Here is a 13570-nt window from a genome sequence, read left to right on the forward strand (position 1 = left end):
CTTAAAACACACTTTACTTCACAATTATTTAAAAACTTATTTTACCCCCCCTAGATTAATAATAATTAATGTCTATCTTTATCCTCAATGGCATTCGCCAGATAAATATATTTTCAGTATGAAAATAAACTTAACCTAAATTTATATCTGGAGGATATTATGGGATCTTTTTTATTAAAAAAAGCCGTTGGGTTATCTAATATTTCTGATTTATTAGATAAAAGCGGGATCTTCTATAACTATTCAACCAAAGTATTACCTTCTTTTGATTATGATACCGCAGGAAAACATATAGCCCGTGAAGATTCCACTTGGAATGGCAAATATGTTATTGGGCAACCCGCTGAGGTGACTTATTCATTCCCAAAATGGGAAGGCAAATTTAATCAATTTGGTAATAAGAATCCTTATGAATTTAATGAATTACAAAAAGAGCATGCAAGAAAATCTTTAGATGCATGGTCTGACATTGCAAATATTAAATTTACTGAAGTTGCTGTTGGGAATGTTGATGGAATGAAGGCTTCTGACGTAAAAACAGATATTACTTTTGGTAATATCTATGATCCCAATGGCACATTTCAGGCTTATGCAACATTGCCTAATACCTATGCTTATGGAAAAGATCTTTCTGGCCAAGCATGGTTTAGTGATTATCATTATGCAGGTAATACTACACCAGAATTGGGTAATTATGGTCGTTTAACTATTATCCATGAAATTGGTCATACACTGGGTCTTATGCATCCTGGTGATTATAACGCAGGTCAGAATGTTCCAGGTTATTTAAAATCTGATTATGCGGAAGATAGTCGCCAATATACAGTAATGAGCTATTGGGATGAATATGAAACAGGCGCCCACTTCCAAGGTGCTTATGCTGGAGCCCCTCTCCTTCATGATATTTCTGCTATGCAATATCTCTATGGCGCAAATACGACTACCAGAACAGGTGATGATGTATATGGTTTCAATTCAAATACTGGGATTGATTATTATACGGCTACTGATAGCAATGATAAATTAATTTTCTCTGTATGGGATAGTGGTGGTAACGATACATTTGATTTCTCAGGCTTCTATCAAGATCAACTGATTGATTTACGTGCTGGGAACTTTTCTGATGTGGGGGGGATTACAGAAAAATGTTTCCATTGCACAAAATGTTACCATAGAAAACGCGATTGGTGGTTTTGGTAATGATATTATTCATGGTAATGATGCTGATAATACTCTTATTGGAGGCGAAGGAGACGATATTATCTATGGCCATAGTGGTAATAACACTATTTATGGTGGTCGTGGACAAGATACATTACATGGTGGCACAGGAAGCAATACCTTTATTTATAAAGAAATTGCAGATTCTTTAGTAACAGCCGCAGATAAAATAATGGATTTCAAAACCGGTATTGATAAAATTGATTTATCAACATTAATTCAAGATACATTTAGTAGCAAAATTCTTAACTTTGTTGATAACTTTACAGGAAATGCTGGCGAAGCAACTCTTAGCTATAATGAAGTAACCAATGCTTCTGAATTAGCCATTAATGCTTATGGCTATAATTATAATCCTGATTTTAAAATTGATATCGTAGGTTTTGTTAATTACGAAACTGATTTTATTGTTTAAGTCATAGTTGGGTAGGAGAAAGTTATTTCTCCTACCCTCTTTTGCTTTAAATGAAGCTATTTTGATATTCATAATAAAAAATAAAGAGAAAATAGACACTTCTTTAAAACCAACAAAAGATATTTAGTACTAAAAATAGACAAATTAAATCAGGAATACCACATGCCACAAATAAAATATAATAACGAGATAACAAGTATCATAAAAGAGAGACGAAAAGTTTTTCTCTCTATTGGGCTATTTACCGCTTTAATTAATATATTAATGTTAGTCCCTTCTATTTATATGTTACAAGTTTACGATCGAGTATTACCATCAGGTAATGAAATGACACTATTGATGCTAACAATCATTATGTTAGCTCTTTTTATCTTTATGGGAGGATTAGAATATTTAAGAAGCATTATTGTTATACGTATGAGTAATAAATTAGATTTATCACTTAATTCACGCATTTATACTGCAGCTTACCGAGAAAAATTAAACAAAATAGCGAATATTAATCCAACGTTAGCATTAACAGATCTAATTACTTTACGACAATTCATTACTAGTCATGCCATATTCACTTTCTTTGATCTACCTTGGTTCCCTATTTACCTTTTAGTTATTACTTTATTTAATCCTTGGTTAGGATTATTTGCACTTTGTGGTGCCCTTATCTTATTTGCTTTGGCTATCCTTAATGAATATCTATCTAAAAATCATTTAAAAAAAGCGAACAATTTTGCCAATCAAGCACAACTAATACAAAGTCATCATTTAGAACATCCACAGACTATCGAAGCGATGGGAATGCTTAGTCAATTACGTAAACAATGGCAAACCTCTCATTTCAAATATTTACAAGCACAAACACAAGCCAGTGATAATGCAGCTGGTATTAACGCTATCACAAAAGTAACACGTATGGCATTACAATCTTTAATGCTAGGTTTAGGGGGATGGCTTGCTATTGATAATACTATCAGTCCTGGAATGATGATTGCCGGTTCAATACTTTTAGGTCGAGCATTAGCCCCTATTGAGCAAGTGATCAATGTATGGAAAAGTTGGGATAGTAGTAAAGCAGCCCACAATCGATTGACAACTTTATTAAAAACATACCCTCAAGAAAATAAAAAAATGGCCTTACCTAAGCCTCAAGGCCAATTACTTGTTAATATCGATGAAGCCGTGTATCCACACAGTGACAGAATATTACTAAATAATATCAATTTTGCTCTATTACCGGGAGATATACTAGGTATTATTGGCCCGAGTGCTTCTGGTAAGTCTTCTTTAGCAAAATTTATTGTCGGTATATGGCAGGTCAAAAAAGGCATTGTACGATTAGATAATGCGGATATCTTTCAGTGGAGTAAAGAAGAAATTGGTCCACATATTGGTTATTTACCTCAAGAAATCGCCCTTTTCCCCGGCACTATCGCTGAAAATATTGCACGCTTTACTGAGGTTGATCCTCAAAAAGTGATCCAAGCCGCCAAAATGGCACATGTACACGAGATGATTTTACGCTTTCCTCAAGGATATGAAACCCAAATTGGTGCTCACGGTGAAGGATTATCCGGCGGACAAAAACAACGTATTGCATTAGCCAGAGCATTATATGGCGATCCCACGTTAGTTGTCTTAGATGAGCCAAATTCTAATTTAGATGATTTAGGTATTAGAGCGTTAACACAGGCGATCGAAACATTAAAACAGCATAAAAAAACCGTTATTTTAATTACCCACCAAAAACAGCTACTTTCTGTCACTAATAAATTATTAGTGATATTTGATGGAAACACCAAATTATTCGGTCCAACGGCGTCTGTTATTGCTGAATTAAATAATCCAACTATCACAAAAACGGCAAACACTATTTCTTCAACACCAGCAACCTCAAATAACGCTTAATTTTTCGGAATTGATCATGACTATAGAAAAAAATGTTATACCACTGTCAGAAAAAATTTCAGATGATCCAAAGAAATTTCTCGTTATTGGATGGACTGTGGTTTTATTAGGCTTAGTAATTTTTATTTTTTGGGCTGCTTTCGCGCCCCTTGATAAAGGCGTTCCTGCAATAGGAAACGTAGTAATATCGGGGAATAAAAAAAGTGTACAGTCTTCTGTTGAAGGTATTATTACTCATATTTTTGTAAAAAATGGTGATCCGGTATCAGCTGGACAAACTCTGATACAGCTAAGCCCTATTCAATCTCAAGCCTTAGTAAAATCGTTATCAGAGCAATATGATAATTTACTGATCACTCAACAAAGATTATACGCTGAACTTAATCAACAAACTTCATTTAAATTAAATAATAGCGATAAATACTATTCATCTACTGAAAATAGAGAGAAGTTATTACTACAACAAAATCGTTTATTAAATGAAAAAAGTGCAGAATTAATAAGTGAAATAAATGGTTATAAAGCAGCTATCGATGGCATTACTGGTCGCCTAACCCATCTAAAGCGCTCAATTCAGAATAAAAAGAGTCAAATTAGTAATCTACAAAATCAGCTTAATGATTTACAAATATTAGCTAATGAAGGATATATTCCTCGTCATCGATATCAAGAAATGGTGCGAGAATTAGCAGAAAATAATAATCAACTCAACGAGACTTTTGGGCAAATAAGTGCATTAGAAAAACAAAAATTAGAATATGAGCAAAGAATATTACAACGTAATGCCAATTTCCACCAACTAGCTCGAACAGAGCTAAATAAAATACAATTACAAATCAGTGAAACAGAAAAACAACTTATTATAGAAACAGATAAATTAGCTAAAATGGCAATTATCGCACCGATATCGGGTACTGTAATGGATCTTTCTGTTTTTACCCAAGGTGGCTTTGTAAAAACAGGTCAGACATTGATGGACATAGTGCCTGAAGATCATCAACTTGTTATTGAAGCGCGTCTTGCTCCGCATCTTATTGATAAGGTAACTCCTGGCCTTCCCGTTGATTTGATCTTTAGTGCCTTTAATCAAAATACCACGCCAAAAATTCCTGGTGAAGTAACGATTATTTCTGCCGATAGATTAATTGATGAACGAACAACTGAGCCATATTATCAAGTTCTTATTAACATAAAAGATTATACATTATTAGCAGATAATAAAAATAAATTGAAAGCAGGTATGCCCGTTGATGTATTTATTAAAACTGGCGATCGCTCATTATTAAATTATCTTTTCAAACCAGTATTGGATAGGCTCCATACTTCATTAACGGAAGAATAATAATGCTAATAAAAAAACTTTTTACACTTTTTTCCGTAGGACTCCTAAGCTTGCCAGCTTCAGCGGTTACACTGTCTGATCTCTATTTTTTAGCGATTAAACATGATCCCACATTTAATGCAGCTGTAAAAGAGCAAGTAGCAGGTAAAGAGTATGAAAATATCGGGTTATCACAATTGCTACCCAATATTTCTGTCAATTACAAAAATAATCCTCGCAACTGGCAACGTAAGGCTTATCCAATAAATATATTTCAGGATAAAATAACAACAGTTGAGTATCAAAACTATCAAAGCTATTCTGTCAACGCGATTATTAGTCAACCACTATTTGACTACACCGCATTTAGTGAATACAAAGCTTCTATCATTAAAACATTATTAGCAGACAGTCATTATCAAAATAAATTTTCAGAATTAATTATTCGACTTATTGATAATTATATTCAAGTTGCTTATACACAAGATAAATTATTGCTAAATCAAGCACAGCAAGAAATCTATCAAAAACAACTAGCTTCAAGTCAACGCCTATTTGAGTTAGGAGAAGGAACCAAAACAGATATTGCTGAAATAGAGACTCGTTTATATTTAACCCAGTCACAATATACCGATCTTCAATTAGAAATTGAAAAGGCTAAAAACAAACTCAGTGCTATGATCGGTTCACAATTGCCTACTCATGAGCACATCGCAAAGCTAACTGATACAAAGTTTGTTCTTCAATCACTGGCTCCCGATGACTATTCCACATGGGAAAAAAATGCCATACAAAATAACTTAAAGATACAATCTGCTCGTCATGAAATGGCGATAGCTAAACAAGAGATTGAGAAAAATAGAGGAGAATTTTTCCCAACAGTACAATTTTATGCGGCTTACTCTAGTAGTAATTCTGATAGTAATAATACCATTAACCAGAAATACCAATCTGCTAACGTGGGTTTTTATGTCAGTATGCCTTTATTTAATGGGGGTAAAACAACGGCATCAATGCGTCAGTCGACAGCAAAATATCAGATGAGTGCATTTGAAAGGGATGCTATTATTCAAAATATTATTCAGGAATTAAGATATCAATATCAAATTTGCTCAACGAGTCATATTAAATTAATGGCTTTTGAGCAAGCCGTTAGTTCCGCTAAGTTACAATTAAATGCAACACGAAAAAGCTATGTTGGTGGTCAGCGAACGATGGTTGATGTGCTTAATGCGGAAGAGCTTTTATATAGAGCGCAGCAAGATTTAATCAAAGCCAAATATGATTATATTCAAGCTTGGGCATTATTACATCAATATACCAATACACTAGACATTGAAAAAATAAAAATTATTGAAAACTATTTTCAGTAGCTGAAAATATATATTTAATTTAACTCAATACTATAATAAAAGCCCTATAATTAATCAGGTTATAGGGCTTTGCGTCTATGATAGTTAGTCTAATAGATTACTTAGCTTATTAGCATATCGTATTTTCATCACTTCTTTTTATTACCGTACAACATTAATACACGGTGAGTAAGAGCAATTGATGCCAGACCGATAATACATTCAGTTAAAAAAATCAGCATAAATTCCCCCTATTCATGAGTACATTTTGTCTGGGTGGGGGTTCTGATAAAGTTAAGTGACTTGTCATATAGTGCTTAGCTAACTCCGTTCTAATGGACACATTTTAAACCTACCATTAAAACGACAAAGAGCAAAATATATTTACCGACAAATTCTGTTTTTTAATCTAGATCACATATAAATCACACGAAAAGCAAAATCGTAATACATGATCAATACTCACTGAGAAAAAACATCACAGCAAAATAAATATTAAAGCAATTCAGCTAATTAAAGAACACCAGCGTTAAATCGCCCTCTTTTTCTACTATCGGCTTTTCCTTTAATGTAGTCAATTTAGTCAAAATCTGCTTTCTATCAGGTCTGACTAAAACAATCGCTACCCCTTTATATTGGTTTGCTTCAATTAATGCTAATAGCTGTTCAAGGCTATAGTATTTATTTTTTACATCTGGGTAATTTAAACCATAAGCCAACTCACCTTTCGTCTCTGTTAAACGAATATCAGTACGTTTTAGTCCCCAAGCAAGTGATGTACCAATACCAACTTCGTCCGTTAAAAGATACGATTTATTACTCAAAGGCTCATAATAACGTTGGATAATATTTTCTGGTGTACTCCTACTTTCTATCTTTTCTGGGATTGCATAGCCAATAACTAAACTTAGTCCGATAGAGCAAAACATCGTTAAAAACTGTGTTTGTCTAAACAGCGCCCCCGCACCAATCACACTCCAAAATAAAAACCCACTTATTGCTAACACTATTTTTAACGTTTCATTCGTATCATAAAGCGCAAATTTGGCACTGTATAAAGAATAGATAACGGCTGATATACCCATTAGCCCAAAAGCAATATTAATAGATGCATTCACTTTGCTAATTTTCTCATCAGGTCTATCTTTTAACTCTTCGATATAGTGTGCAATTAAAATAGATAATGGCACAAAGCACGGTAGCATATAGGTTAATAGTTTTCCTTTTGAGGCTGAGAAAAAAGCAAAAAAGAGAGCAAACCACAGCAGAAAATAGAGTGTACCTTTTTTTAAAGAGAAAGCTGATTTTAATGCACCAAATAAAAAACCTAGCCAAGGCAATACACCCAATATAACTATCGGGATATAGAACCACGTTGGTTGTGAGCGAGCAGACTCTTTAGCAATAAAACGCTGTACATGTTCAACCCAGAAAAAATAATTCCAATAATCCGGTGCTTGTAATGCAACAGTAATCACCCAAGGTCCAGCTGTAATAGCGAGAGCTAACAATGCAATAGAGGAATAGCAAACCACTTCTTTAAAGCGAGCTTGACTAATTGCCATGACTAAAAAAACTAATGCAGGTAAAACAACCGCAATAAAGCCTTTTGTTAAAAAACCAAGTGCGCAAAAAAAGCCAATACCCATATAAGCAATTATTTTGCCCTTTTTATTCGGGGTCGATAACGCAACTAAAAATGAGTACATTGCAGCGGTCACAAACAGCGTCACAATAGGATCTAATATATTATAAGTACCTATTGCTAATACCAGAAAAGAAGATAAAAAAACGGTCATAGCATTAAAAGCAAGAGCGCTATTGCGCCAAACTACCATTACCGCTTTATAAATAAGCCATCCTGTTAATAAGGTTGATGTTACTACAACAATACGCACCGCAAAATGGCTTTCACCAAATAGCCACTGAGCAATACAATTGATCCAATATCCTAAAACAGGTTTTTCAAAATACCGAATATCAAGAAGATAAGGCACTGACCAATTGCCAGAAACTAACATTTCACGGCTAATTTCAGCATAACGAATTTCATCTGGTTGCCATAACAGGCGCGTTTCTAAAGGAATAAAATAAGTTAATAAGATAAATAGGAAAAACAATAACCATTTATATCTTTCTGTCATCGCTATATTCATAATTCCTCAAATAAACGCACTACATTATTTATCAACATCAATTAGTCATAATATTTTATAAAAAATTCAAATATATTTATTAAAGCTTTATTAATAAAAATAGAGAAATAAAAAAATATTATTAAAAATCAAATTGTTATCTTTTATTTTTTTACGTAAAAATACTCACAATTCCTTTATGTTTTTATAAAAAAAGGTTATCAATAATAATTTCCTTTTGGCATTTCACGAATATAACTAATACCATTAGTAATCATTAAGAAAAACTAAAATATAAGTGAGCCACTATAAGCTTTAAAACCCAAAAAGCCAGCAATATGCTGGCTATAATGATAACTAAATTTTATTAAATACTATTGACTAAATTCTTTAAAAGCACCCATGGTATTGGACGCATACATCACAGAAGGGCCCCCTCCCATATAAATCGCGACGCCCAATGCTTCTGCAAGCTCCTGCTCTGTCGTCCCTAATTCAACTAGGGTTTTAGTATGAAAACCTATACAACCATCGCAACGATTAGCAACAGCAATGGCAATAGCAATCAGCTCTTTGGTTTTAGCATCGAGCACACCATCTTTAGAGCTTGCTTTGGTGGTACTCATAAATGACTTCATAACTTCAGGAATATTTTTAGATAATGTCCCCATATTTCCCGAGATGTCTGTTACTATTTCTTGGTACTTGCTCATTTTACTCTCCCTACAATAATATATATTTTTATATAATATAAAAATATAATATCATTTTATGTGATTTGATCAAGTGAAATTAAGTTTGTTATTTTATTGATTACATTAGTCATTAATGTTGAGGCTGAATAATGTCAATTCTTGATGAATGGGCGGAGCGCCACATTGAAAAGGCGTTGAAAAATGGTGAACTCTCTTCTTTGCCAGGAGAAGGTAAACCCTTGGTATTAGATGATAACAGTCATGTTCCTGAGTCTTTGCGGGCTAGTTATCATTTGCTTAAGAATGCCGGCTTTTTGCCCCCAGAAATGCAAGATAGAAAAGATGCATTATCTTTAGCCGAAATATTAAGTTCACTTTCAGAAACTGGCATCAAAGATGAACAGTTACAAAAAAAACTCACTTTACTCGAATTAAAATTACAACAGGCAGGAATGGACACACAGTTTCTACATACGGACTATGCAACCCAATTAACAGAAAAGTTAGCAACACATAAACACAAATAAGCCTATACATCCTTGTATAAGCTTATCTAAAGAATAATATTATCCCGCATGCGGTGAATAATAAATTGGCGATCCAGGCCCTACAGGTAAGTGGAAAACAAATACCCAAAGGTAGAATAACAGTGACCAACCAATTAAGAAGATAATAGAATATGGCAACATCATCGAGATCATAGTTCCAATACCCGTATCTTTCTTATATTTTGTGGCAACCGCTAAGATTAAACCAAAGTAACTCATCATTGGCGTAATAATATTCGTCACCGAATCACCTATACGATAAGCTGCTTGAATAGTTTCTGGCGCATAACCTGCCAGCATTAACATAGGAACAAAAATAGGCGCCGTTACTGCCCATTGCGCGGAAGCTGAACCAATCATTAAATTGATAAAGGCGCAAATTAAAATAAAGCCCAAAAATAGCAACCCACTTGGCATATCAATACTATTAAGTAAAGCCGCACCTTTAACAGCGATCACTTGCCCTATATTTGTCCAGCCAAAAAAAGCCACAAATTGAGCAGCAAAGAAAATAATTACTAAATAAAGACCTAATGTGCTCATAGAGTTTGCCATGGCATCGACAATATCTTTATCTGAACGCATAGTCTTAGCTATCCAACCATAAACAATACCGGGGATAGCAAAAAATAAGAAAATGAATACAACAATGGATTTTAAGAATGGTGAGTTACCAATTAAACCTGTTTCTTGGTTTCTTAATATGCCATTTTCAGGTACGACAGTGAATGCCAGAATGATGGCCATCACAATAAATGTTCCTGTTGCTGCCCATAGTGCTTTTTTCTCAAGAGGGGTAACTTGCGCAGCATTTTTTAGATCAGTTTCTTCATCATCTAATTCATTACCATTATAAGGCCCTAACTGAGGCTCAACGATTTTTTCTGTGATGATGTAGCCTAAAAATGTAATTAAAAAGGTGCTGACAAACATAAAGTACCAGTTTGCTTCCGCACCAACAATATAGCTTGGGTCAATAATGCGTGCTGCTTGTTGTGTAATACCTGATAATAATGGATCGATAGTCCCTAACAGTAAGTTAGCTGAATATCCGCCAGATACTCCCGCAAACGCAGCAGCAATCCCCGCTAATGGATGACGACCTAGCGAATGGAAAATAATTGCCGATAGCGGGATCAAGACAACATATCCTAATTCAGCTGCAGTATTTGACATAATACCTGCAAATACAATGGCTAATGTGGTCATTTTGCGTGGTGCTTTCATAACCACTAAACGCATAACGGCTGATAATAATCCCGCTCGTTCAGCTATTCCGACACCGAGTAAAGCCACCAGTACGGTTCCTAAAGGAGCAAACCCTGTAAAATTGGTAACAATATTAGCAAGAATACGTCGTATACCATCAGCATCAAGTAAACTGATAATATGAATATAACCATCTTCAGCGCGCCCTTTAGCGCCTTCTGGTCGTGGATCTTGTACTGTAACGCCGAAGTATTCACCAACCGCTGAAGATACAAGTAAAATAGCAATTAAAATAATAAATAAAATAACGGGATGGGGGAGTGCATTTCCAAGCCATTCCACTGTGCGTAGAAAACGACTTCCTCCCTGTTTTTTTGTTTGCATGATTTATCCTTTTTATAAAAAAACAGAAAATGCACAGTACACAACCAAATTTGTTTTTACTATCCGTAAATACCTATCATATAAATGATATTATCTAAAATTAACACTCAAACAATGAAAAAAAATATAATTTAATTAATATTAAACAATAAGTTAAAAAACACACCATCAATTATAGATAACAAACATTAAAATCAATTTATAATATCTAAAATTAAAAAATGCGCGCAAGTTAACACTTTTTAACATTTTAAAGTCTATTTATTAACCTTTACAGAACTAAAAACTCCTTAAAAAGTACATAAAAAGCTTCGAATACTCTAATAAACCTGATAATAACGGCTGAAATTACTATTTATAGTCACATCATTACAAGAATTAACTAAGAGATGTTAAAAAAGAAGTCTATTTGTGACTAAGCGGTATGATAATAAAATAGGAGAAAAGCCTAATAATAACGCAGTAAATAATAGAAAAATAAAATCGAGCATATTACTAGACGTTTTAGAAAAGGGGATAAAATCAGTCTGCATGAAACATAAAAAAACGGCAAGGTTGCCCTTGCCCTACCAATAAGGTAATCAATCAAAGAAATGTAATATCTAGCAAAACATCAATATGTCATATCGACTTAATATCAATAATGAAAAGCATCAGGTGTTGCTTGAGCAATAACATAATTGCGCTTATCTATTCCTTTATTATTTAATGAAGGCTTTTTTACGTAACAATCCTCAAAAAACCAATAAATGGGTGTATTCAAATAGAGAGCTAACAGCACTAAATGTCTGAGATCTATTTTGTTCATACCTCGTTCATAGCGAGAAAATTGTTGCTGGCTGACACCAATTTTTTTAGCCAGTTGCATACCGGTATAACCCAGCTCTTTACGTTTTTTTTGGATCTTTTTACCTACAGAAGCATTTACATCTATATTCGCAAAATCAAAATTCATCATCATAATATTCACCCATTATCATGATTAAGGCATGGTTAAAATAATTGAACCGGAACCGGAGAAACGACCAGGAGCTACCCGTCCATTCGTGCGTAGCGTTGAACTCACAGAGACTGGCGCTGAACCGCCTGCTGGGACATTTACCGTAACGCCTTTTTCACCAGGATAATTGTTTAGATATAAATCGGCATATAAACTCTTATCTGCACGCAAAGGTACCCGCCCACTATCAGAGCCAGATGCGATAACCAACACTTTCATTGCTAAATTACAGGTTACATTGATTGTTTCAGAGCGCTTAGCCCCACTTAAACTAGCTTCATCAATATCACCATAGTTAAGGTTCACCGCACCTTCAGATATTTTACAAGCACCCACTGGTGGTGGTGCGATACCGCATAGTGAACCTGGTAAGAGTTTTCCTCGAGGTGATATACCACTTGAATTCGGTTGATAAAATAATCCCACACACTCTTGATTAGAGTTTAATGAAGGCCCTCTGTGGGTGGTTTGCCCTTCAATAGGGAATGATCTATTTTTAAGTACTACATCACGAACTTCAGCTAAAGTACGTAGTTTTTCAATTCGAGCAATCTGAAATGCAGGATTTCCCCCAGTACCATTTACTGTATGTTTATGGTTCACTGTGACATAACACACAGGCCAACCATAACAAGGATTTAATATTCCTGAGGTTTCTGGATCCCAACGCTCAATAACATAAGTGTAAGTGGCGTTAGAAGGTGTCCCTGTTGATTCTGTTATATAAGAAAAAATAGAGGCCATCGCAGGTGCTGAGAAAAGCCCCGCTATTAAGATAAATATCGCCGGAAATCGTTTAAATATAAACATGTAAAACCTCAATCTTCATTATCAGTCATAATTCAAATAGAAGGTGGCTATTGCACTAAAAGGACCACGTTTAATCGACTTATTCGCAATCGCATCCGGCTCACCTTGAATAAAGGCATAAAAATTCAAAATAGTGTCACCCGCAGTTAATGACATCTTGTCTGTTTCTTTATTTATAGGTAGAGCATTACCATTTTCAGACTCTAATCCCACCGCAATACCAGAAGCTTGGCTGCCCGGACTTATTGCCAAAAATCCTTCTCCTGCCATTGCTTGATTTTCCTCTCCTTTAAAGGTTATTTTGACGCTTTTACCGATTGAGAGATCGCATTCTGACAGACGTAATTGAAATAACTTGCTTGGCGTTCTTTTATAGGCATAAAGGTTTTTATCAGGAATATTGCCAAAATCGAGTACCACGGTTTCATCACCCGGTTTTATGGTACAAGGCTCATCAACTAATATGCCGTGAAAATAGAGGTTGTCCGGTATTGCAAAAGCCGCTGAAGTTAACCCTATTGATACAGATAGACCCAATATGAACCGGATCGATAATGTTTTTATTTTCATCAAAACGC

10 protein-coding genes and 1 pseudogene are annotated in these 13570 nt (G+C 34.6%); 5 read left to right on the plus strand and 6 right to left on the minus strand.

All coding sequences use genetic code 11. From position 1 onward, the window contains the following. Positions 1 to 159: 159 nt before the first annotated feature. The 4 genes and pseudogenes from ACYUCW_RS14990 to ACYUCW_RS15005 all read left to right on the plus strand — a co-directional run bounded on the left by ACYUCW_RS14990 (position 160) and on the right by ACYUCW_RS15005 (position 6232). Positions 160 to 1636 (plus strand): annotated as a pseudogene (locus ACYUCW_RS14990) (serralysin family metalloprotease). Between the two features lie 162 nt (positions 1637 to 1798). Then, positions 1799 to 3538, plus strand: coding sequence for a type I secretion system permease/ATPase (locus ACYUCW_RS14995; RefSeq protein WP_460408922.1), 1740 nt, complete (start codon positions 1799 to 1801; stop codon positions 3536 to 3538). A 16-nt stretch (positions 3539 to 3554) separates the two neighbouring features. Further along, the gene (locus tag ACYUCW_RS15000) at positions 3555 to 4880 is read left to right on the plus strand and encodes an HlyD family type I secretion periplasmic adaptor subunit (protein ID WP_460408924.1); all 1326 of its coding nucleotides are present in this window, start codon (positions 3555 to 3557) and stop codon (positions 4878 to 4880) included. A 2-nt stretch (positions 4881 to 4882) separates the two neighbouring features. Continuing rightward, positions 4883 to 6232 (plus strand): TolC family outer membrane protein, encoded by a 1350-nt coding sequence (locus tag ACYUCW_RS15005; protein ID WP_004252441.1) that lies wholly within the window; start codon positions 4883 to 4885, stop codon positions 6230 to 6232. 488 nt (positions 6233 to 6720) lie between these two features. On the opposite strand, the gene arnT is transcribed toward ACYUCW_RS15005, so the two are convergent. Both arnT and ACYUCW_RS15015 read right to left on the minus strand, forming a co-directional pair. Then, positions 6721 to 8355, minus strand: coding sequence for a lipid IV(A) 4-amino-4-deoxy-L-arabinosyltransferase (gene arnT / locus ACYUCW_RS15010; RefSeq protein ID WP_460408926.1), 1635 nt, complete (start codon positions 8353 to 8355; stop codon positions 6721 to 6723). Positions 8356 to 8720: 365 nt separating this feature from the next. Then, positions 8721 to 9059 carry a carboxymuconolactone decarboxylase family protein gene (locus tag ACYUCW_RS15015; RefSeq protein WP_004252444.1) on the minus strand — a complete coding sequence of 113 codons (339 nt, stop codon included), beginning with the start codon at positions 9057 to 9059 and terminating at the stop codon, positions 8721 to 8723. Positions 9060 to 9190: 131 nt separating this feature from the next. Between ACYUCW_RS15015 and ACYUCW_RS15020 the strand changes: the two genes are divergently transcribed. Beyond that, entirely contained in the window at positions 9191 to 9568 is a 378-nt protein-coding gene (locus ACYUCW_RS15020; RefSeq protein ID WP_004244915.1) for a DnaJ family domain-containing protein, read from the plus strand. Positions 9569 to 9607: 39 nt separating this feature from the next. Here the strand turns inward: ACYUCW_RS15020 and ACYUCW_RS15025 are convergent, their stop codons facing one another. From ACYUCW_RS15025 to ACYUCW_RS15040, 4 genes are all read right to left on the minus strand, one after another. Further along, positions 9608 to 11182 (minus strand): AbgT family transporter, encoded by a 1575-nt coding sequence (locus tag ACYUCW_RS15025; RefSeq protein ID WP_004244916.1) that lies wholly within the window; start codon positions 11180 to 11182, stop codon positions 9608 to 9610. Positions 11183 to 11819: 637 nt separating this feature from the next. Next, positions 11820 to 12143 carry a transcriptional regulator MrpJ gene (mrpJ, locus tag ACYUCW_RS15030; protein ID WP_004244917.1) on the minus strand — a complete coding sequence of 108 codons (324 nt, stop codon included), beginning with the start codon at positions 12141 to 12143 and terminating at the stop codon, positions 11820 to 11822. A gap of 21 nt (positions 12144 to 12164) precedes the next feature. After that, entirely contained in the window at positions 12165 to 12992 is an 828-nt protein-coding gene (gene mrpH / locus ACYUCW_RS15035; RefSeq protein WP_004244918.1) for an MR/P fimbria adhesin subunit MrpH, read from the minus strand. A 21-nt stretch (positions 12993 to 13013) separates the two neighbouring features. Then, entirely contained in the window at positions 13014 to 13562 is a 549-nt protein-coding gene (locus ACYUCW_RS15040; RefSeq protein ID WP_004244920.1) for a fimbrial protein, read from the minus strand. Between the last annotated feature and the right edge of the window lie 8 nt (positions 13563 to 13570).

This window comes from Proteus sp. MB838, from assembly GCF_054767435.1.

Excerpts from the sequence above, each read along its gene's own strand:
- ACYUCW_RS14995 (WP_460408922.1), top strand. The coding sequence starts at position 1,799 with ATGCCACAAATAAAATATAATAACGAGATAACAAGTATCATAAAAGAG.
- ACYUCW_RS15000 (WP_460408924.1), top strand. The coding sequence starts at position 3,555 with ATGACTATAGAAAAAAATGTTATACCACTGTCAGAAAAAATTTCAGAT.
- ACYUCW_RS15005 (WP_004252441.1), top strand. The coding sequence starts at position 4,883 with ATGCTAATAAAAAAACTTTTTACACTTTTTTCCGTAGGACTCCTAAGC.
- arnT (WP_460408926.1), bottom strand. The coding sequence starts at position 8,355 with ATGACAGAAAGATATAAATGGTTATTGTTTTTCCTATTTATCTTATTA.
- ACYUCW_RS15015 (WP_004252444.1), bottom strand. The coding sequence starts at position 9,059 with ATGAGCAAGTACCAAGAAATAGTAACAGACATCTCGGGAAATATGGGG.
- ACYUCW_RS15020 (WP_004244915.1), top strand. The coding sequence starts at position 9,191 with ATGTCAATTCTTGATGAATGGGCGGAGCGCCACATTGAAAAGGCGTTG.
- ACYUCW_RS15025 (WP_004244916.1), bottom strand. The coding sequence starts at position 11,182 with ATGCAAACAAAAAAACAGGGAGGAAGTCGTTTTCTACGCACAGTGGAA.
- mrpJ (WP_004244917.1), bottom strand. The coding sequence starts at position 12,143 with ATGATGATGAATTTTGATTTTGCGAATATAGATGTAAATGCTTCTGTA.
- mrpH (WP_004244918.1), bottom strand. The coding sequence starts at position 12,992 with ATGTTTATATTTAAACGATTTCCGGCGATATTTATCTTAATAGCGGGG.
- ACYUCW_RS15040 (WP_004244920.1), bottom strand. The coding sequence starts at position 13,562 with ATGAAAATAAAAACATTATCGATCCGGTTCATATTGGGTCTATCTGTA.